The sequence below is a fragment of the Thalassotalea hakodatensis genome, assembly GCF_030295995.1.
Classification (GTDB): domain Bacteria; phylum Pseudomonadota; class Gammaproteobacteria; order Enterobacterales; family Alteromonadaceae; genus Thalassotalea_C; species Thalassotalea_C hakodatensis.
This window is the reverse complement of sequence record NZ_AP027365.1, coordinates 1092873-1113510: the sequence shown is the minus strand read 5'-3', so window position 1 is coordinate 1113510 and position 20638 is coordinate 1092873. Positions and strand designations below refer to the sequence as shown.

The window sequence follows — 20638 nt, the reverse complement described above, 5'->3', positions numbered from 1 at the left end:
TTTTATAAAAGAAAAAGCCGCTAACTTACGTTAACGGCTTTTTTATTTGACCGTTAGCAGCGCTTATTTATATTTTTTCATCACTAAAGTTGCATTCGTTCCGCCAAAGCCGAAGCTATTTGACATCGCTAAATCAACGTCTTGTTCACGAGTTTCAGTGACAATATCAAGCCCTTGAGCTTGTTCGTCTAAGTTCTCTACATTAATGGATGGTGTAATAAAGTTATGTTCCATCATTAATAACGTATAAATAGCTTCATGAACGCCCGCCGCACCAAGTGCATGCCCTGTCATTGCTTTAGTTGCACTAATTGCTGGCGATTTTTCACCAAACAATTCTTTAATCGCACCTAATTCTTTTACATCGCCAACCGGCGTAGATGTACCATGAGTATTTAAGTAATCTACGTTGCCTTCAACACCTTGCATTGCTTGTTCCATACAACGTACTGCGCCTTCACCACTCGGTGCTACCATATCGTAGCCATCAGACGTTGCACCATAACCGACAATTTCAGCATAGATATGTGCGCCACGCGCCAATGCATGTTCTAATTCCTCAACAACGACCATTCCGCCGCCGCCTGAAATAACAAATCCATCGCGGTCAGCATCGTAGGTACGAGACGCTTTCTCAGGTGTATCATTATATTTAGTTGATAATGCACCCATCGCATCAAACATCATTGCAAGTGTGTAATCTACTTCTTCACCGCCACCCGCAAAAACAATATCTTGTTTGCCTAGTTGAATTAATTCAGCGGCATTGCCAATACAATGCGCGCTTGTTGCACAAGCTGAACTGATTGAATAGTTAACACCTTTAATTTTAAAAGGTGTCGCTAAACATGCTGAACAGGTACTAGACATTGTTTTCGGTACAGCATAAGGACCAACACGTTTAACACCTTTATTACGAAGAGTATCTGTTGAGGCAACAACGTTCGCAGAAGATGCGCCACCAGAGCCAGCAACAATACCTGTGCGGAAATTAGAAACTTGTTCGTCAGTTAATTTGGCGTCATCAATCGCTTCTTGCATTGCAACATAAGCAAAACCAGCAGCATCACCCATAAATCTAAGGGCCTTGCGATCAATATGGTCTTTTGGATTTAGCGTTGGGTTACCCCAAACTTGGCTACGCAACCCGTTTTCAGCAAAGCTTTCAGCTTTAGTAATGCCTGAACGACCTTCTTTTAACGACGCTAATACTTCTTCTGCGTTGTTACCAATACTTGATACGATACCTAATCCGGTGATCACTACTCGTTTCATTTAATTAACCATCTTTAATTTGGAAATTCGGGCGTATGATACAGACTTTTTGTTCGTAAACTGGTCTGTCCAGCGTACACTTGTGCGCTGATTTTTTATCATCATGACAAACACCCTAAAGTAAAGGTAAAATATACCGCGAACGCCAATAAAATTACAGTAAAAATTAACGTGACTGACAATAATCATATCCATTTTCAAGAAGACGGCTCGCCTTTTAGCGACAAATTTGATGACATTTATTTTGATACGGAGTCAGGATATTTACAAAGCCAACGCGTGTTCATTGAAGGTAACCAAATACGCGAGAAGCTGTTAACATCGCAATCAAGGTTAACAATTGCCGAAACTGGGTTTGGTACTGGCCTGAATTTTTTACTCACACTACGGCTATACCATGAGCTTAAATCAACAGAAACATTACCAGAATTACATTTTATCACGACAGAGAAATATCCTCTTAGTGGGGCACAATTACAAAAGTCGTTAGCCTGTTTACCCCATTTAAGCCAATTCGCAACACAATTACTTACACAATACCCTGAAACACTCACGGGTAATACAGAACTGTTATTTTGTCAGGGAAAAGTTACATTAACACTCTTAATTGGCGACGCTACAGCGAGTTTAGCGTCATTGAGCTGCTCAAACAAAGGCATGATAGATGCGTGGTACTTAGATGGTTTTTCACCGGCTAAGAACCCACATATGTGGCGCGAAGAACTCTTTAAAGAACTCGGTAGACTTTCAACTGCCAATGCAAGCGTTGCTACTTTTACCGTTGCTGGAAATGTCCGTAGAGGCTTAACGAACAATGGTTTTCGCGTGCAACGAATCAATTACGGTGGTAAGAAAAAAGAAATTCTTACCGGTAAGTTTCAACACAGTGCTCGTTTCGGTAAGGGCTATCAACTAAGACCACTTCGTTCGAAGCCTCAGCATGTTTCTATTGTTGGTGGCGGTATCGCGAGTGCATGTCTTGCCTATAAATTGGTGCATAAGGGTATTCATGTCACCTTATACTGTAAAGATAAACAACTAGCACAAGGAGCATCGAATAACCCTATTGGCGCGTTATACCCTTTAATACATCAAAAAGCTGATGAATTAAGTCAATTTTATCAACACGCATTAGCAAATGCGCGTTCATTTTATCAAGCGCTAATATCACAGGGAGCTAGTTTTTCTCATGATTGGTGTGGATTATTAGAGCTTTCTTTTAACGACAAATTACAAAAACGCCAACAAGGCATTTCTGATTCTGCAATCTGGCCTAATTCACTTATTCGTAGTGTCGATGCTAAAGAAGCAAGCCAGTTATCTGGGGTAACCTTATCTGATGGTGGCTTGTATATTCCAGATGCTGGCTGGGTAGCTCCTCATGAATTAACAACAGCGATTATAGACTTATTGCAACCTACAGGTTTATTAAAAGTAAAATATAACGTTACTGTTGAAGCGATAAAACAGCTTATTAATAAAAAGTGGCAGTTGCAGACCAACAAGGGGCAATTAATGGCTAGCAATTTAGTGATGGCAGCTGGCGCAGAAACCATTAAAATAGCGCCGATATCACAGCTGCCTCTACAACCTGTTAAAGGTCAAATTACGGCATTAACCACCAATAAGCAAAGCAAAAGTTTATCTACGGTTATTTGCCATAAAGGCTATTTAACCCCTGAAAGTAACGGCATACATTGCATTGGCGCGACCTTTGAAAAAGATAAATTTGATACTACTACGGAAGATCAAGCCGATCAGTACAACCTTAGAATGCTGAAAGAGTCAATGGGTAATCAACTAGGGTGGCAATCTTCAGATATTATTGATAGTAAAGCCAGAGTCCGTTGTATGACTCCTGATCACTTACCAATTTCAGGGCCGATGGCAAAAGTTTCACAGCACACTGAGATCTATTCTCATCTGTCAAAAGATAAAAATTGGCGTTACCAAACACCAGCGCCATACATGCAGAACCTTTACGTATTAACAGGGTTAGGTGCAAGAGGAATTTGTTCAGCGCCGCTTTTGGCGGAAATTTTAACCGCGGATATCTGCGGTACTCCTTACCCTGTCAATAATGAAATGGTATTTAGTGTATCAACCAATCGCTTTATCATTCGCGACATTATCAAACGGAAAGTAGCGCTGTAAAAGACAGTTAGCATTACCCCTTAACTGCTAACTGTTCAATTAATTGGTGCCAGTAACATTTAACAACCTCACGATCACTCGGTGAAAGTTCAGTTCTTGCAGCTGTCATACTTTCACTAACGTGTTCAATTAACGGCGTTGATATTACTTGATTCTCATCACCAAACTCACCTGCTGATAGTGCAATAAACCCTCGAATATAGCTTGATGCAAATAGCTCATCGCTACTCACATCTTGTGCCGCTAGTTGATCAAAATGATGATATAAATCTGATAAATGAACGATACTCACTGAAACTCTCTTTTATTGTGGACTAGAAACGGGATAATAAACTTGATCATTATACCCTGTGATCACCGGCATAAAACCTGATAACTCATCATCTAATGTATTATCGCCGGTATCAGCAATTAATGGCCGAGAAGCTAACGCAGTTAATTTAGCTTTTGTAGCAATAATCAATATATTTTCTTTACCTATTTCTCTGATAATACGGGGGCTTAACTGTTGGTTTCCTCGACCAAAAATGTGACCTTGCCCACCAATCAAAGTAATAACAAGTTTGATACTTCCTTTGTGTTGGTGTAACAATTGCCATAATTGTGGCTCTGTCACATCATTTGCTAATAGCCTTTGCTCATGAACCACATCGACACCAAGTAACGTATTTTTGAGCCCTAATTCTTCCATTAAAAAAGCCGTCGTTGAACCAGAGCCAATAACAACAAGCGCATCATCCATTTTATCGATGATATCAGCAGCAATATCTTGTAAAACCAACTCATCTAATTCTTTACCACCAGACTTAGTTGCTTGCACATAACGCAATTCAGCAGGTACTTGCATTTCTCCGTAACGTTTAGCTTTTACTACACCTTCACGGAATAAAGATTCGTCAATATCCATTACATCAGCTTCTGTTAAGGTAACAAGTTGGTGCGTTACCATTAACTCAACAATTCTACCTGCAGCAGTAGGAGTGACCGCATAAACACCAGAATGAATTTTACAGCCCGCTGGAATACCAAGTACGGGAAAATTATCGCCAACTCTATGTGATATATTGCGGGCGGTTCCATCACCACCAGCAAATAACAACAGATCGATACCAGCAGAAATTAAGCTATCAACAGCGTTTTCAGTATCTTTAAAGCATGTTTTTGTTGTAGTGGAACGGTAAACAACCTGGTAATTAAAACCAAGCTCTTTCGCTAAAGTTTCTCCCATGTCGCCGTTAACCGTATAAAGTGTTAACGCGTTTTTATAGGGTAATAAAACGGTTAGTGCTTGTTTTGCACGAGCATTGGCCATGGGTTTAGCCCCTAAAGCAATGGCTTGTTCAGCAATACCTTCACCGTCACTACCTTTAAGGGCCACACTACCACCAATACCCGCAATTGGATTAATAATAAAACCTAACTTAAACATCGGCATATAACTCTTGATCTAACAAAAACTGCTCGTCAGTTAACGGCAATCGGCTTTGATAAAAGACGGCAAGTGCAGTTATAAACTGCTGGGCTCTCTGTGGGAACCCAACCGAAATATAATGTCTAACTTGTTGATAAACTGCATAACGAAAAGCGATGCTATCAACGTCTTCACCCTGTAAATTGTCTGCAGATACATGAAACGGAATACCAGCGACGACACAAAACGCCCACTCAATCGCCTGAGGTTTAACTTCTACTTGTTCAAAGTGCTTTTGTTGCGCTGGTGATCGCCCATCAGGATGATACCAATACCCATAATCTTCTAACGTTCTTCTATGCGCTCCTGCAATACACCAATGCGCTATTTCATGTAACGCGCTAGTAAAATAACCATGAGCAAAAATGATGCGATGAAAATTCACAACATTAGTGGCAGGTGCGTATAACGGCTCATGATCACCCTTTACCAGTCGAGTGTTGTAGTCGTTAAAAAATGTTTGTTCGAATAAATTAATAAGATCTTGATAATTGTGCTGCATTTGTCCGACTAACTGAACAATTTGCGATATTCTATCGAAAAATGGCGATAATTAATATCGCCATTTTCAGTTTTAACTAGGGCTGCGAATCTGGTTTGTTAACTTTATATCGGATCAATAAATAACCCAATATTCCTGAAATTAATGAGCCAACAACAATTCCTAGACGGTCTTCGAATATCGTACTCCCGGCTGTTTGTTCAAACGCTAAGGAGCCAATAAATAAGCTCATGGTAAAGCCAACGCCACAAAGCATTGCTACCCCATATAACAGCCCCCAGTTTACGTTTTCAGGGAGCTTGGCAAACCCTAATTTTATGGCAACAAAACAAAAGCCAAACACACCGAGCTGCTTACCAATAACAAGGCCAGCAATAATACCTAAAGGCACTGGCGATGTAATGTCAGAAAATCCTATACCTGAAAAACTAATCCCTGCATTAGCAAAGGCAAAAATAGGTAAAATGATAAATGCCACCATGGCATGTAAATTGTGTTCTAACGATTTTAATGGTGACGGCTCATCTTCTTTTCCTTTGATCGGGATAAACAGCGCTAAAATAACACCGGCGAGTGTGGCATGAACACCTGATTTTAAAACAGCAACCCAAAGCACAATACCAAAGAATATGTAGGGTGATGTATCTGTAATACCTCGTCGATTAATGATAAACAAAATAGTTAACACGATTGCTGATACCACCAACGAAGTCATTGACAATTGATCGGTGTAAAACAATGCAATAACAATAATAGCGCCTAAATCATCAAAAATAGCAAGCGAGGTTAAAAATACTTTTAACTGTAAAGGAACTTTACTACCAATAATGGCTAAAATTCCTAATGCAAAAGCAATGTCAGTTGCCGTTGGAATAGCCCAACCACCTAACGCTTTGGGGTTATCAATATTGATTATGGCGTAGCAAAGTGCGGGTACCAGCATACCACCCACGGCACCAATCGCGGGCAGTGTAATTTGCCCTGGTTTAGATAAATCACCTTCTATAAACTCCCGTTTAAGCTCTAGACCAACGAGAAAAAAGAATAACGCCATTAGGCCATCGTTTATCCAAAGTAATAACGGCTTAGCAATTTCAAAGCTGCCTACCGCTACTTTTACAGGTAAATTGAGTAATAAGTCATAATAGGGCGAGAACGGTGAATTGGCGATCATCATCGCTAAAATTGCTGCTGCCATGAGTATTAATCCGCTAGCAGCTTCTAATTTAAGAAAATCTTGTATATTTTTTATTGGCATACAATCCTACGGTTAAAAAAATTGCGCAGACATATTATGTCAAAATGAACTGTGTGACAATATAATCAGCCACAGATATATATAAAAAAATAGAGTCATAAAACACATGTTATTAATTCGGAAAAATATAAAATATTCGACATTAATTTTATTTTTCACGAAGTTTCACTAGTTTTTCTGATAAAAATAAGTGTAATATGGCTTAGCAATGAGACAAAAAAAGAAATATTATGAAGAAGTTAGACGATATTGATCTTAACATTTTAACCCTCCTGTACAAAGATGCCGACATCACTAATAAAGAACTTGCCGCTCAAATAGGGATTGCTCCATCTACCTGCTTAGAACGTGTAAAACGGATGAAAAATCATAACATCATAAAAGGTGCTTATGTTGATATCAATTTCAAAAATATCGGTGGTAATATCGAAGCAATTGCAGCAATTCGTTTACAGCCCTATTCAGAGCAGATTGTAAACAAATTGCGCGATGACTTATTAAAACTACCAGAAATTGTTAGCCTTTATCATATGGGAGGAAGTTACGACTACTTTATTCATATGTCAGTTAAAGATAGTGAGCACTTACGAAAGTTTGTTTTTAATGCCGTAACCTCCCGTGAAGAAGTGCAAACAGTCGAAACTTCGTTAGTGTTTGAACACAGTCGTAGTGGTGTTTTGCCGAGCTTTGAAGACGATTAATTGTCTTAATTTTCAAAATCTTTTGTTTCATAGTACAAAGGCTTCATTGTACCGCAGTTAATAAACTTATAAGTTAATTCGCCTGATGTAGGTATCTGCGTTGACGTTTTAAATTTTTGCGCACATGCGCCTGATAAGTCAACAAAAATCAAATGGTCAAAACTTGGAGGCTGTTGTATTTTATGAATATAAATTCTTTCATTTTTACGCAGAGTCACCGAATCATACTCTTTCCATAACCCTGATTCAGCTAGATTTTCTAGTTTTCTTGCGTATAACTTTTTTGCAAACACAATAGGGTGATTTTCATAAACTAAACTACCGCCTCGTTCAAAATGGCCCAAATACACATCAGCAAGTACTGTTAGTTCCTCTCCCCTTTCCAACCTTTGTAAGTTAAATGGTTCTGGCTTAATAGTCACTAATTCAGCATCGCGAACCAGGTTTAAAAACGAAACCTGTTTCGTTTCAATTTTATAGAGGATCTGCATATCATGTGGTTTTTGATACAACGGCAAATGAGACGCAAAAACACGTGAGCCTTGTGACACCAACACCATGCCATGAACGCCAACATATTTAGGGTTTAAAGGAGGGAGAGAGTCCTCTTCTGCGAAAGCTGCTTGACAATATAAAGTCATAAAAATGAATACAATAAAAAAATCACGCATAATATTCTCAAAAGATTAAGGGGCCATTAATTATAGCCGCTCTACAACTTTTTAAAACCTATTCCCTTATTTCAAGCAGATCACCTGGCTGACAAGCCAATGCATCACACAGCTTTATCAACGTTGAAAACCTAATCGCTTTTGCTTTACCTCGTTTTAAAATAGATAAATTGGCGATAGATATGTCAATAGCCTCAGAAAGCTCTGTTAGGCTCATACCCCTGACAAGTAATAGATAATCAAGATTTACTTTAATTTTTGATGTCATGACAATTCATTAAAAGAGTAATCAATACAGTTACGTTACCAATATACACATTGTTTTACAATAATAACTTATCGATAAACGATAAAAGTTAATTGACTAACAATAAAATTAGTATATTCTAACTTATGAGTTTATTAAATTTTTTACAAGGATATTAATGATGTGGATTATACTAATAACTGCAATATACCTAATGTATTTAGTATTCGTCGTAGGGGTAAGTTACCGACTAGGCACATATAAAACAGAGAATGCAACAAAAGCGGCTATGCTAGGTTTTGTTTTGTCTTTTTTACCACCGCTAGCGCTTATTTACTTAATCGTTTTGTTTCTCAAAGAAGATGTGGCTATCGTGTAAAGGTTAATACCTCTTAAAATAGACAAACTTTATAAGTGACCATAAAAAAAGTCCCACAATTGTGAGACTTTTTCTATTATTAATACAACATTAACATTGCATAATCACAAGACTAGATTCCGAGTACTTTATGATTTAAGGTCGTCAAAAAACTTTTTAACGCTATCAAAGAAACCGGTTTCTTTTGGGCTATGCTTCTTTGAGCTCGTACTCATTTTCGACTCTAATTGACGCAATAAATCAACTTGATCACCCGTTAAGTTGATTGGTGTCTCTACCACAACTTTACACATTAAGTCGCCAACACTGTGGCTTCTTACCGACTTAACCCCTTTACCGCGTAGTCTAAACATTTTACCCGTTTGCGTTTCCTTCGGAACTTTTAACTTCACTTTTCCTTCCAAAGTAGGCACTTCTATTTCGCCGCCAAGTGCTGCTGTTGAAAAGCTAATTGGCATTTCGCAAAACAAGTTATTTTCATCGCGAACAAAAATAGGATGATCTTTTACATGTACTTGAACATATAAATCACCTGCTGGTGCACCTTGTTCACCTGCTTCACCTTCACCTGACAAACGAATTCTATCGCCAGTATCCACGCCAGATGGAATTTTAGCATTTAAGGTTTTCGTTTTTTGCACGCGTCCTTGACCATGACACGAATTACAAGGGTCAGAAATAACGCTTCCTTTACCATTACAACTCGGACACGTTTGTTGTACCGCAAACATACCTTGGCGCATTTGTACTTGGCCATGGCCATGACAAGTACTACAGGTTTTAGGTTGTGTACCTTTTTTAGCGCCAGAACCATTACATGGATCACATTGAACATAAGTGGGTACTTTAATTTCAACAGACTTACCACGAACCGCTTCTTCCAAAGACATTTCTAAGTTATATCTTAAATCACTGCCGCGACGTGCTCGTTGGCCTCCGCCGCCGCCACGACGACCTCCACCAAAAATATCACCAAATACATCACCAAAAATATCACCGAAATCAGCACCACCGCCGCCAAAGCCACCACCGCCCATGCCACCTTGTTCAAAGGCTGCATGACCGTACTGATCATAAGCAGCGCGCTTTTGACCATCCATGAGCACTTCATAAGCTTCTTTTATTTGCTTAAATGTCTCTTCTTTCTCTTTATCACCTTTGGTACGATCAGGGTGAAACTTCATAGCAAGACGCTTATAGGCCTTTTTAATTTCACGATCAGACGCATCTTTGGCAACTTCTAATAGTTCATAGTAATCGCGTTTTGACATAGCTTTAATTCTTTATATTTACTGCAGGTTTCGAAAATTAATTTTTGTATTCGCTTAAACCAATAAAAAAATCAACTCTGGTATTTTGTTGTTAAACACAATAAAGCGCCGACAACGACGCTTTATTAACACCCTTTTTAAAAATTAAGGGCTTAGAAGCTTTAAGTTAGTTGGCTTTAGTACAAAGCGGAAACACGGAGCATACAAGTGTATGTGAGTATTTCCAACAAAGTAAACAAGCCAACTAACGACAAGATTCAAGTCCGACTTATTTGTCGTCTTTAACCTCTTCAAACTCAGCGTCAACAACATCATCAGCTGGTTTTTCACCTGCGCTTTGAGCTGCATCAGCACCAGGTGCTGAACCACCTTGTTGTGCTTGCGCTTTCGCTTGAGCAATTTCCATTAACTTATGCGAAGCTTCTACAACAGCTTGTGATTTAGCGTCAATCTCTTCTTTGTTGTCGCTTTTTATCGCGGCTTCTAGCTCAGTAAGCGCGGCTTCAATTTTTTCTTTATCTTCAGCTGGCAAATCATCACCTGCTTCAGTAATTTGAGTGCGTGTTGCATGAACCATGCCATCAGCTTGGTTACGCGCTGTCACTAATTCTTCAAATTTAGCATCTGAATCTGCATTAGCTTCAGCGTCACGTACCATTTGTTCTACTTCATCATCAGACAAACCAGAAGACGCTTTGATGGTGATTTTCTGCTCTTTACCTGTGTTTTTGTCTTTCGCAGACACATGTAAAATACCATCAGCATCAATATCGAATGTTACTTCAATTTGAGGCATACCACGTGGTGCGGCATCAATACCTTCAAGGTTAAACTGACCTAATGACTTATTAGCTTGTGCTTGCTTACGCTCACCTTGCAAGACATGTACAGTTACCGCAGCTTGGTTATCTTCGGCTGTAGAGAACGTTTGCGACTGTTTCGTTGGGATAGTCGTGTTTTTATCGATAACTTTCGTCATCACACCGCCCATCGTTTCAATACCTAGCGATAATGGTGTTACATCAAGTAATAATACATCTGTTACATCACCTGCTAATACACCTGCTTGTACTGCTGCACCAGAAGCTACTGCTTCATCAGGGTTAACATCTTTACGAGGCTCTTTACCAAAGAATTCTGTTACCACTTTTTGTACTAATGGCATACGTGTTTGACCACCAACAAGAATTACATCAGTGATATCAGTTGTTGATAAATCAGAGTCAGCCAAAGCTGTTTTTAATGGTTCAAGCGTTGCTTTCACCATGTCTTCTACTAACGATTCAAGTTTCGCACGTGTCACTTTTATGTTCATGTGCTTAGGACCTGAAGCGTCCGCAGTAATGTATGGCAAGTTAACATCTGTTTGTTGTGCAGAAGAAAGCTCACATTTTGCTTTTTCTGCTGCTTCTTTAAGACGCTGCATTGCTAATGGATCTTTCGTTAAATCCATGCCTTGATCTTTCTTAAACTCTTCAACTAAATAGTTGATCATGCGATTATCAAAATCTTCACCACCTAAGTGGGTATCACCATTTGTCGCAAGTACTTCAAATGTGTGTTCGCCATCTGCTTCATCAATTTCAATGATTGAAATATCAAAAGTACCACCACCTAAGTCATATACAGCAACAACTTTTTCACCTTTTTGCTTATCCATACCGTAAGCAAGTGCTGCAGCTGTTGGCTCATTAATAATACGCTTAACATCTAAACCAGCAATACGGCCAGCATCTTTAGTTGCTTGACGTTGAGAGTCATTGAAGTATGCAGGTACTGTGATAACAGCTTCTGTTACAGACTCACCTAAGTAGTCTTCAGCTGTTTTTTTCATTTTTTTCAATACTTCTGCAGAAACTTGTGGAGGCGCCATTTTCTCGCCTTTCGCTTCTACCCACGCATCGCCATTATCAGCTTTAACAATACCAAATGGCATAATGTCAATATCGCGTTGTACTTCTTTGTCTTCAAAACGACGACCAATTAAACGCTTAATGGCGAATAATGTGTTGTTAGGGTTAGTTACCGCTTGGCGCTTTGCCGGTTGGCCAACTAACGTTTCACCATCGTCTGTATATGCGATGATAGAAGGAGTTGTGCGATCGCCTTCCGCATTTTCTATAACGCGTACTTTGTCGCCATCAAGAACAGCTACACATGAGTTAGTTGTCCCTAGGTCAATACCAATTATTTTGCCCATCTTAAGGATCTCCAAATACTTTCATTTACAATTAATTTCGTTGTTGACCATTTAGTGGGGGCAGAAAAAATTGTTTTCAACTGCTTCCCCCTAAAAAAATAAAAAAAATGTCACTTTATTTACCTGAAAACGACATATTTAAAATTAATTTATATTTTCTGTTCAACATGCGTTAAAAAAGCCAGGATAATTCCTGGCTTTTTTTAAGAAACAGCGTGACTACGCTTCTGTATCAACGGCAGGTTTTGCTTTTGATACCATCACCATTGCAGGTCTAACTAAACGGCCATTTAGTTCGTAACCTTTTTGCATTACGGCGATAACAGTATTAGGTTCCACGCCTTCTACTTCTTGCATTGACATAGCTTGATGCAATTCAGGGTTAAAAGGTTGATCTTGTGGTTCAATACTTTTTACATCAAATTTCTCTAACGAACTAAGAAAACTTTGTAAGGTTAATTCAACACCTTCAAGCATTGGCTTTGTTTCTTCATTTTCTGCATCAAAAGAAGCTATTGCACGCTCAAGGTTATCAACTACAGGTAATAATTCGCCTACAAATTTTTCTAAAGCAAACTTACGTGCTTTTTCAACATCTTGTGCACTGCGTCGGCGAACATTATCCACCTCAGCTTTCGCACGGATCACTGAATCTTTTTGATCAGCAACCGTTGTTTGAGCTGCAGCTAACGCTAGCTCTAATTCATTTATTCTTTCTTGTTCAGCACTGATTGCTTCATGCGCGTGCTCATGTTGCTCTTCCACTTGCTGTTCAGCTTCTGCAATAATTTTCTCTGCAGCTAATTCCTCTGCACTTTTATTTTCTGATGATTCATTAGACATGAAACAACTCCACAATTCTTAATCTAACAGGATAATATAGTCGATTTTGGTAATTATGGGGGCTTCGCTTTACGATTCAAGCTTATTTCTAAAAGTTTTCTAAAAAACTAAACTTTACAAGCGGTTAAAATACAGCGAAACTTTTACTATTGATTCACTTTTTGTTCTCTGATGATGACTACTGTTTACAGCACAATAGGCCTTATTGGCAAACCAAAACATGATGGTGCTAAAAACACCATAGAAACGTTATATAAATTTTTATCTGAACAAGGCTATCAAATACTGATTGAAACATCCGTAGCAAATGGTTTGGCAATAGAAAACATTAATCATCGAACACTTGTTGAGATTGGCGAGCAAGCAGACTTAGCTATTGTAGTCGGCGGCGATGGTTACATGTTAGGGGCTGCTCGTGTACTCTCTTGTTACAACATCGGCGTGATAGGTGTTAACCGAGGTAACCTAGGTTTTCTTACCGATTTGCCTCCCACCGACTTAATAGAACCACTAAAACAAATATTGAATGGCAAGTCTCGATCTGAACAGCGATTTATTATCGAGGCTGAAGTGTATCGCCATGGAAAATTAAAAAGCTCAAATAGTGCAGTCAATGAAGCGGTACTACATGCCGGTAAAGTTGCTAGCATGATAGAATTTGAAGTGTATATTGATGGCAGCTTTATGTTTAGCCAGCGCTCTGACGGCTTAATTGTATCAACACCCACAGGCTCTACGGCTTATTCGATGTCGGCAGGAGGGCCAATATTAACCCCCAATCTCAATGCATTGTCTTTAGTGCCAATGTTTCCGCACACCCTCACAAGCAGGCCAATAGTCGTTGATGGTGAAAGCGAAATTAAATTAGTATTGGCAAACGAGAACTACGAAAGTTTACAGGTAAGTTGTGACGGACACGTTATTTTAGCCGTTTTACCTGGAGATGAAGTGATCATTAGAAAAAGTGCCAATACACTTAGACTCATTCACCCATTAGATCATGATTATTTCAATGTGCTCAGACAAAAACTAAGCTGGGGTAATAAGCTTTATTAAAATGAAGTAAATTTTACTTGCATCACTCATAACTACTGTATAAATTAACACCTATATATTAATACAGTAGTTGACATTATGCTTATACATTTATCGATTCAAAATTTTGCCATTGTAAAATCGTTAGAAGTTGAATGGCGTTCCGGAATGACCACCATCACCGGTGAAACGGGTGCGGGTAAATCAATCGCTATTGATGCATTAGGCTTATGTTTAGGAGATAGAGCCGTTACTAACGTTGTTCGTCCACATTGCAAACAAGCTACGTTGGTCGCGACATTCGATATATCAAAAAATCCAAAAGCAATAAGCTGGTTAACTAACAATGACTTTTCTATTGATGATGAATGTATTTTAAGACGTGTTATATCTAGTGAAGGGCGTTCGAAGTCATACATTAATGGAACTCCTGTTCCACTTGCTCAACTTAAAGATATTAGTCAGCTATTGATTAATATTCACGGACAGCATGATCATCAATTAATCACCAAAAGTCATACTCAAAAGCACATGCTTGACGCCTTTGCTAACCATCATGAGTTAGTAGATTCAGTAAAGTTTTATTACCAAAAATGGCAAGGTTTAACTCAAGAGTTAGCAAGTTTACAAGAAACTCAACAAAGCCGAGAGGCACAACAACAATTATTGCAATATCAAGTAAATGAGCTTGATGATTTTTCGATATTAGCAGACGAGTTTACCCAATTAGAGCAAGACTATAAGAAATTTAGTAACTGCCAACACCTACTCGATAACTCTCTACAAGCGCTTCATTTACTCAGCGATAATGAACAATTTAACATTAACGATGCCTTACGATCTTGTATCGAAAAAGTTGCTGATATTGCCAACGTAGATCAACACATTTCTCCAGTTATCGAACAAATGAATGAAGCATTACTTCAATTAGAGGACGCGAGCCAAGAACTACAAAGCTACCATGAACGCTTAGAGCTTGACCCAGAACACTTTCAACATATAGAAGATAGATATTCAACAGCCATTCAACTAGCGAAGAAACATCAAATACAGCCAGAAGCTTTATACCAATTGCATCATGATCTTAAGCAACAATTAACCATGATTAGCTCTGATGAAACACGCTTAACACATTTACATCAAGATATTGATGAGGCTAAAAGTCAATACTTGGATACTGCACAGGCATTAACTCAATCACGCCAAACCTCTGCTGAAAAATTAAGTGCATTAATTACCGACAGTATGCGTGAGCTTAATATGGAACATGGTCAATTTAATGTAGCAATCAATAGTAACCCTGCTGATAAGATGTCTGCAACGGGTAGTGACGACATTAACTTCTTAGTAAGTTTAAACCCAGGGCAAGCATTAGATATCATGAGCAAAGTTGCCTCTGGTGGTGAATTGTCAAGAATAAGCCTAGCTCTGCAAGTTATTTTATCTCATCAAATTACCGCACCAAGCTTAATATTTGATGAAGTAGATGTTGGTATAAGTGGCCCTACAGCGGCAATGGTCGGTACAAAGCTGCAGCAACTTGCTGCAAATACACAAGTTATTTGTGTCACCCACTTGCCACAAGTCGCGAGTAAAGGCCACCAGCAGCTCTTCGTCAGTAAATTAACCGATGGTGAACATACTGAAACAAATGTTACGGAACTTAGCCAACAAGCACGCGTCCAAGAAATTGCGCGATTACTCGCTGGTGACCAAATAACAGACTCAAGTTTGGCAAATGCACAAGAATTATTAGCAAGTTAAGCTAAGCATCTGGCGAGACTGCAATGCTTATTAGAGAACATGCTGTTTGCTTGCTTAATATTGATGAATCGCACTCATTAATGAATAATACCAATTGATATAAATAGCTAAAAAAGTTTTGTATCTAAAGGCTGGCTTCGTTATTATCCCCATTCACAAATAAAAGGGTTACTTATTACATCATGTTGTTTCGAATTTTAACGTTAATTGCTTTATTAGGGTTGTCCGCTTGTACAGGTTGGATTTATCGCATAGATATGCCTCAAGGTAATTTTCTTGAACAAAAAGATATTGATAAATTGCAATTAGGTATGACTAAAGAGCAAGTAAAATTTGTACTAGGTACACCTGTAGTAACAGATTCGTTCGATAATAATGTTTGGCATTATGTATATCGCTTTAAGTCAGGTAGAAGTGAGTCTTTAAATAAAGATAGAAAATTCATCGTCACATTTGAAGAAAATAAATTAAAAACGGCAAGCGGTGATTTTGAATTACCTGAAAGTTTTTATACCCCTATCGTTAATTAATACCAACTAATATTAAAAAACCGATATTCGCTATGAGTAAGCGAATATCGGTTTTTTTGTGATTAATAATGAGGTATTAAGCTTTTAACGCATTCACAGTCACGTTAGGTGAACGTTTTACTATTTGATCATTAAGCTCAATACCAATACCTGGCGCTTCTGATACCTTAAAGATACCGTTTTTAGGCTGTGGATCTTGTATGCATAATTCACGATTCCAATGCTTAATCGCGTAGGTATGATGCTCATGAATTAAAAAATTAGGGATCGCCGTTTCCAAGTGCAAAGATGCCGCCGTAGCTACTGGCCCGCCACAAACATGTGCTTGTATACGAATATCGTAAGTGTCAGCATAATCACACACTTTCTTTGCTTCGGTAAAACCACCACATAAACCTACATCAGGTTGTAATACATCAATGCTTTGATCTTCAAAGTATGGGCGTACATCCCAACGATGATATAATCGCTCCCCGCCTGCTATTGGTACGTTGACTCGATCAGAAACCTTTTTATGTACTTTAGTATTAAGATAATTCACGGGTTCTTCATACATCATACAGCCCACTTCTTCAACAATCTTCCCCATTTGAATAGCTGATGCAGCTCCCATAAGTGAATGAGATTCAAAAATAATATCAACATCATCACCCACTGCATTTCTGATCGCACGTAAACGATCACCAAATAACCGCATTTGAGGAGCCGTAAATAACTTGGTTCGATCAAAAGAAGAGCTACCATCTTGGTTATAAACAATGGGGTCAACTTTCACCGCATCATAACCTTCTGCCACTGCTTTTAAAGCGGCTTCGGCATACTCAGCAGGCTCGATTAACTTCTTACATTCTTTGTCCCAATCAAATTGTAACTGACTTGCATACGTGCGTAATTCATCATTCACCTTTCCGCCGAGTAATTGATAAACTGGCAATTTTAACGCCTTACCTTTGATATCCCATAACGCAGTATCAATAGCACTCATCGCAGAATAAAGCACAGGACCACCGCCAAGCCCCCAAAAACTTTCTCTTAACATTTTTGTCCACAGCAGTTCAGTACTAAAAGGGTCGAAGCCGATTAATACCGCTTCGGATATTTCTTTAATCATAGCTGCCGCTGCGCTATGGCCCCAATCATATGCTAACCCTGCTTCACCCACACCAGTAATACCTTCGTCAGTATGAACTCTCACAAAAACAGGGTTCCAAGGTGGTCTTTCAGGGCATTCAATATCAAAAATTTCTACATGTGTTATTTTCATTTTATTCTCTTATTAACTTGCGAAAGTTGGATCTAAGCGATAGATACGCCTTAACATGGCTGGCCACGATTTTTGACCGCCGGTTAGGCCTGTATGCACGATATTAGCTTGTGCTTTGATCCCATCCACTATGCTTTTATCCACTAAAATAGGCTTCATGCCGGTACTCATTATTTGTAATTGTACTTGGCATGCTCTTGTTAAATCGTACATATGCATAAAAGCATCGCCAATTGTGCGACCAAGCGTTAAAGCGCCATGGTTCCTTAACAGCATAAAATTAGCGCTACCTAAATTATCTTGTAAACGTTTCTTTTCATCGGCGTTTACCGCAAGTCCTTCATAATCATGATAACTGATAGAGGCAAGCGCAAACATTGCATACTGACTCAGCGGTAATAAACCTTCTTGTAAACTTGCTACCGCAATTGTTTCATTGGTATGAAGATGAAAAACGCATTGTTCTTCATGCCGTGCTTGATGTACAGCACTATGAATTGTGAAACCCGCAGGATTAATTTCGAACGGACAATTTTGGTCTACAATATTGCCGTTAATATCAATTTTTACCAGGTTAGACGCGGTAATTTCTTCAAACGCTAATCCAAACGCGTTAATCAGCAAGTGTTCAGAACCAGGAATTCGAGCCGAAATGTGGGTATAAATAAGATCATCCCAGCCATGTAACGCAACAAGTCGATAACAAGCCGCCAAATCTATACGCGTTTGCCACTCTTGCGGCGATACTTTATTTTTTAAATCAAGTTGTGGCACATCAAACATTTGGTGTCCTTAAAGCGAGACGATAGCAAAATAGTTTCACAGAAACTGCCCGTCGTTTTTAGGGTAATTGTAGAGAAAGGTTTTATTGAGTTAAAGCAAACTATCAGCTTAAATACTCATAACTTAGACCATCATTTTAATGATGGCAGCAATAATCAGAACAAAAACCAGAATGCGAAGCCACTTACTGTAACTTGCCTGCTGCTGGTCATCCATGGGTTTACCGTATTTTTCGCCAAATATCACCATTAAGGCAACACCACCAAATACGCAAGCTAAAATAATTAATAATGTCATAATGAAAATTACTTGTTTTAGAAAAGTAAAACATAACATAAAATATCAAATAGTTAACGGCAATAACTTCGCTGCGGATCAAATTTATGAGCAACCTTGATGAGTTTCACCAAAAAAGACGATTTATTATTCGCTTGGGTAAAGCATTACATAAATTTGGTACCCCCGCTTACCGCTTAGAAGCTCACTTACAAAGCGTCTCACAATTTTTAGGGTTATATGCCAGCTTTATTGTTACTCCAACATCGTTAACTTTTATTCTTTCTGATGACGAAGAAAATCAAGAATATAATCACTTAGTGCGAGTAAATCCTGGCGATTTAGATTTAGGCGCCTTGGCGCGTACCGATGAGTTAGTGGATGAATTAAGTTCTGGTCAGCGAACATTAACTGATGCAATCGAACGGTTAGACGAAATTGTTAATAAACCCAACCCTTATGGAAAAGTGCTGACTTTTTTCGCGTTCGGCGCATCTAGCGGGGCATTCGCCATGCTAATGCATACTAGTTGGAATGATGTTTTTTGGTCGACAATTCTCGGCCTATTCGTTTGCTTAATTGTCTTTTGGGCGGAAAAATCTAAGCGTGTTACTGATATGCTAGAGCCAATATCTGCGTTACTTTGCGCATTATTCGCTTCATTGATTACCAATTACGATCCAAGTATTAACGCCCCTTTAGTCATTCTTTCTGCGGTTATCGCGCTAATCCCCGGTTTAGCACTAACGTTAGGCTTATCTGAACTTGCTGCACGTAATTTAATCTCAGGCACAGCACGAGTTATGGATGCCATTATGGTTATGTTCAAATTGTATTTCGGCGCTGTACTAGGGATGGCCCTTGGCAATAAGTTATGGGGTGTTGCTGACTATATTGAACCCTTAACACTTCCCGATTGGACCTCTTGGGCTTCAGTTACTGTGTTATCAATTAGCCTTGTTATTTTATTTAAAGCACGTAAGAAAGATGCGCCATGGGGCATACTCTCAGGCTATATCGCTTTTAGTGCTAGCCTTTGGGGGGCTAGTTATTTAGGTGTTGCATTGGGCGCATTTGTCGGAGCCTTCGCATTGGGCATTTATAGTAACCTGTTCTCACGTATTATGAATTTACCTTCCAGCCTAGTAAAAATTCTCGGCTTAGTTGTACTTGTGCCAGGCAGTAAAGTGTATATGGGCTTAAACATTGCGGTATCAGGTCAAATGATTTTAGCTAATACGTCAGATATTAATTCGCAAGCTTTTCTCATTTTTATGTCACTAGTTGCAGGGTTAATTTTTGCCAATGTGGTTATCCCTCCACGAAAATCTTTGTAGAATATATAACATGACAAAAACCGTAGAAAAAATGGCGTATCATCACGGTGATCTTTATCAAACCTTACTTGATAACGCCACGAACATGCTGTCTAAAAAGGGAATTGAAGCGCTTTCTTTACGTAAACTCGCAGAGAAATCAGGCGTTTCAAGAACGGCTGCATACCATCATTTTGCTGACAAACATGACTTGCTTTGTGCTATTGCCGCAAAGGGCTTTACACAGTGGCGTTCTATTGCAGACGATATCGCAAATAATAAAAATTCCAAGATTGAAACCCAATATCGTAATTTTGTCTATCGCTACTTAGATTTTGCCACGAGTAATCCTCATTTATATAACCTGATGTTTGGGCATACTATTTGGCAATCTAACAACGTTAGTGAGCAACTTAAAAAAGCTGCTTATCCCACTTTTAGTCAACAGGTTGAGATGGTTAATCATTGGCAAGAGCAACAATTGCTACCAAATGAACATTCATCGTTAAGAATGTCACAAGTTGTTTGGGGAACGTTACATGGTATTGCTAAATTAACAATAGATGGCATATATACTGAACCATCAAGTATCGAACAAATGTGCGAGTGCGCAATTGACTTAATGATAAAACAACATCATTAGTTGCTATTGATTGTGTCCTTTGCTGATTTATTTCATAATTGAATAAAAGCTCCTA

Annotated in this window: 21 protein-coding genes; 8 read left to right on the top strand and 13 right to left on the bottom strand. The window is 38.8% G+C overall.

The annotated features are described in order from the left end of the window. Positions 1-63: 63 nt before the first annotated feature. Entirely contained in the window at positions 64-1275 is a 1212-nt protein-coding gene (gene fabB / locus QUE72_RS04815) for a beta-ketoacyl-ACP synthase I (RefSeq protein ID WP_286271895.1), read from the bottom strand. A gap of 171 nt (positions 1276-1446) precedes the next feature. Here fabB and mnmC point away from each other — a divergent pair, with 171 nt between their 5' ends. Beyond that, positions 1447-3429, top strand: coding sequence for a bifunctional tRNA (5-methylaminomethyl-2-thiouridine)(34)-methyltransferase MnmD/FAD-dependent 5-carboxymethylaminomethyl-2-thiouridine(34) oxidoreductase MnmC (gene mnmC / locus QUE72_RS04810; RefSeq protein WP_286271893.1), 1983 nt, complete (start codon positions 1447-1449; stop codon positions 3427-3429). Between the two features lie 13 nt (positions 3430-3442). Here the strand turns inward: mnmC and QUE72_RS04805 are convergent, their stop codons facing one another. From QUE72_RS04805 to nhaA, 4 genes are all read right to left on the bottom strand, one after another. Beyond that, positions 3443-3721, bottom strand: a complete 279-nt coding sequence (locus tag QUE72_RS04805; RefSeq protein ID WP_286271892.1) for a YfcL family protein — start codon at positions 3719-3721, stop codon at positions 3443-3445. Between the two features lie 12 nt (positions 3722-3733). After that, on the bottom strand, positions 3734-4864 hold the full coding sequence (locus tag QUE72_RS04800; RefSeq protein ID WP_286271890.1) for an ATP-NAD kinase family protein: 1131 nt from the start codon (positions 4862-4864) through the stop codon (positions 3734-3736). Beyond that, on the bottom strand, positions 4851-5402 hold the full coding sequence (locus QUE72_RS04795; protein WP_074496628.1) for an elongation factor P hydroxylase: 552 nt from the start codon (positions 5400-5402) through the stop codon (positions 4851-4853). Before QUE72_RS04795 ends, QUE72_RS04800 begins: the two co-directional genes overlap by 14 nt. Positions 5403-5478: 76 nt before the next feature. Next, positions 5479-6660: a Na+/H+ antiporter NhaA gene (gene nhaA, locus QUE72_RS04790; protein WP_286271888.1), complete on the bottom strand. Its 1182-nt coding sequence runs from the start codon at positions 6658-6660 to the stop codon at positions 5479-5481. Positions 6661-6890: 230 nt separating this feature from the next. On the opposite strand from nhaA, the gene QUE72_RS04785 reads away from it, so the two are divergent. Beyond that, the gene (locus QUE72_RS04785; RefSeq protein ID WP_074496630.1) at positions 6891-7361 is read left to right on the top strand and encodes an Lrp/AsnC family transcriptional regulator; all 471 of its coding nucleotides are present in this window, start codon (positions 6891-6893) and stop codon (positions 7359-7361) included. A 5-nt stretch (positions 7362-7366) separates the two neighbouring features. On the opposite strand, the gene QUE72_RS04780 is transcribed toward QUE72_RS04785, so the two are convergent. Continuing rightward, on the bottom strand, positions 7367-8032 hold the full coding sequence (locus tag QUE72_RS04780; RefSeq protein ID WP_286271886.1) for a hypothetical protein: 666 nt from the start codon (positions 8030-8032) through the stop codon (positions 7367-7369). 58 nt (positions 8033-8090) lie between these two features. Next, positions 8091-8300 (bottom strand): helix-turn-helix domain-containing protein, encoded by a 210-nt coding sequence (locus tag QUE72_RS04775; RefSeq protein WP_286271884.1) that lies wholly within the window; start codon positions 8298-8300, stop codon positions 8091-8093. A gap of 157 nt (positions 8301-8457) precedes the next feature. Between QUE72_RS04775 and QUE72_RS04770 the strand changes: the two genes are divergently transcribed. Beyond that, positions 8458-8658 carry a hypothetical protein gene (locus tag QUE72_RS04770; protein WP_286271883.1) on the top strand — a complete coding sequence of 67 codons (201 nt, stop codon included), beginning with the start codon at positions 8458-8460 and terminating at the stop codon, positions 8656-8658. A gap of 128 nt (positions 8659-8786) precedes the next feature. Here the strand turns inward: QUE72_RS04770 and dnaJ are convergent, their stop codons facing one another. From dnaJ to grpE, 3 genes are all read right to left on the bottom strand, one after another. After that, on the bottom strand, positions 8787-9929 hold the full coding sequence (dnaJ, locus tag QUE72_RS04765) for a molecular chaperone DnaJ (RefSeq protein WP_286271881.1): 1143 nt from the start codon (positions 9927-9929) through the stop codon (positions 8787-8789). A gap of 268 nt (positions 9930-10197) precedes the next feature. Continuing rightward, positions 10198-12129: a molecular chaperone DnaK gene (gene dnaK / locus QUE72_RS04760; protein WP_286271879.1), complete on the bottom strand. Its 1932-nt coding sequence runs from the start codon at positions 12127-12129 to the stop codon at positions 10198-10200. Positions 12130-12348: 219 nt separating this feature from the next. Further along, complete coding sequence (grpE, locus tag QUE72_RS04755) at positions 12349-12972, bottom strand: nucleotide exchange factor GrpE (protein WP_074496636.1); 624 nt, start codon at positions 12970-12972, stop codon at positions 12349-12351. A 174-nt stretch (positions 12973-13146) separates the two neighbouring features. Between grpE and nadK the strand changes: the two genes are divergently transcribed. The 3 genes from nadK (at position 13147) to QUE72_RS04740 (ending at position 16301) form a co-directional block, all read left to right on the top strand. Continuing rightward, positions 13147-14028 carry an NAD(+) kinase gene (gene nadK, locus QUE72_RS04750; RefSeq protein WP_074496652.1) on the top strand — a complete coding sequence of 294 codons (882 nt, stop codon included), beginning with the start codon at positions 13147-13149 and terminating at the stop codon, positions 14026-14028. Positions 14029-14106: 78 nt separating this feature from the next. Continuing rightward, the gene (recN, locus tag QUE72_RS04745; protein WP_286271876.1) at positions 14107-15771 is read left to right on the top strand and encodes a DNA repair protein RecN; all 1665 of its coding nucleotides are present in this window, start codon (positions 14107-14109) and stop codon (positions 15769-15771) included. 182 nt (positions 15772-15953) lie between these two features. Then, a complete protein-coding gene (locus QUE72_RS04740) occupies positions 15954-16301 on the top strand; it encodes an outer membrane protein assembly factor BamE (RefSeq protein WP_074496638.1) in 348 nt (115 codons plus the stop codon). Positions 16302-16377: 76 nt separating this feature from the next. Here QUE72_RS04740 and QUE72_RS04735 read toward each other — a convergent pair whose 3' ends face one another. The 3 genes from QUE72_RS04735 to QUE72_RS04725 all read right to left on the bottom strand — a co-directional run bounded on the left by QUE72_RS04735 (position 16378) and on the right by QUE72_RS04725 (position 18645). Further along, complete coding sequence (locus tag QUE72_RS04735; RefSeq protein ID WP_074496639.1) at positions 16378-17565, bottom strand: mandelate racemase/muconate lactonizing enzyme family protein; 1188 nt, start codon at positions 17563-17565, stop codon at positions 16378-16380. A 12-nt stretch (positions 17566-17577) separates the two neighbouring features. Further along, complete coding sequence (locus tag QUE72_RS04730) at positions 17578-18348, bottom strand: class II aldolase/adducin family protein (RefSeq protein ID WP_074496640.1); 771 nt, start codon at positions 18346-18348, stop codon at positions 17578-17580. Positions 18349-18471: 123 nt separating this feature from the next. Next, positions 18472-18645: a hypothetical protein gene (locus tag QUE72_RS04725; RefSeq protein WP_175573076.1), complete on the bottom strand. Its 174-nt coding sequence runs from the start codon at positions 18643-18645 to the stop codon at positions 18472-18474. Positions 18646-18731: 86 nt separating this feature from the next. Here QUE72_RS04725 and QUE72_RS04720 point away from each other — a divergent pair, with 86 nt between their 5' ends. Then, entirely contained in the window at positions 18732-19961 is a 1230-nt protein-coding gene (locus tag QUE72_RS04720; protein ID WP_074496641.1) for a threonine/serine exporter family protein, read from the top strand. 10 nt (positions 19962-19971) lie between these two features. After that, on the top strand, positions 19972-20583 hold the full coding sequence (locus tag QUE72_RS04715; protein ID WP_074496642.1) for a TetR/AcrR family transcriptional regulator: 612 nt from the start codon (positions 19972-19974) through the stop codon (positions 20581-20583). Positions 20584-20638 lie beyond the last annotated feature (55 nt).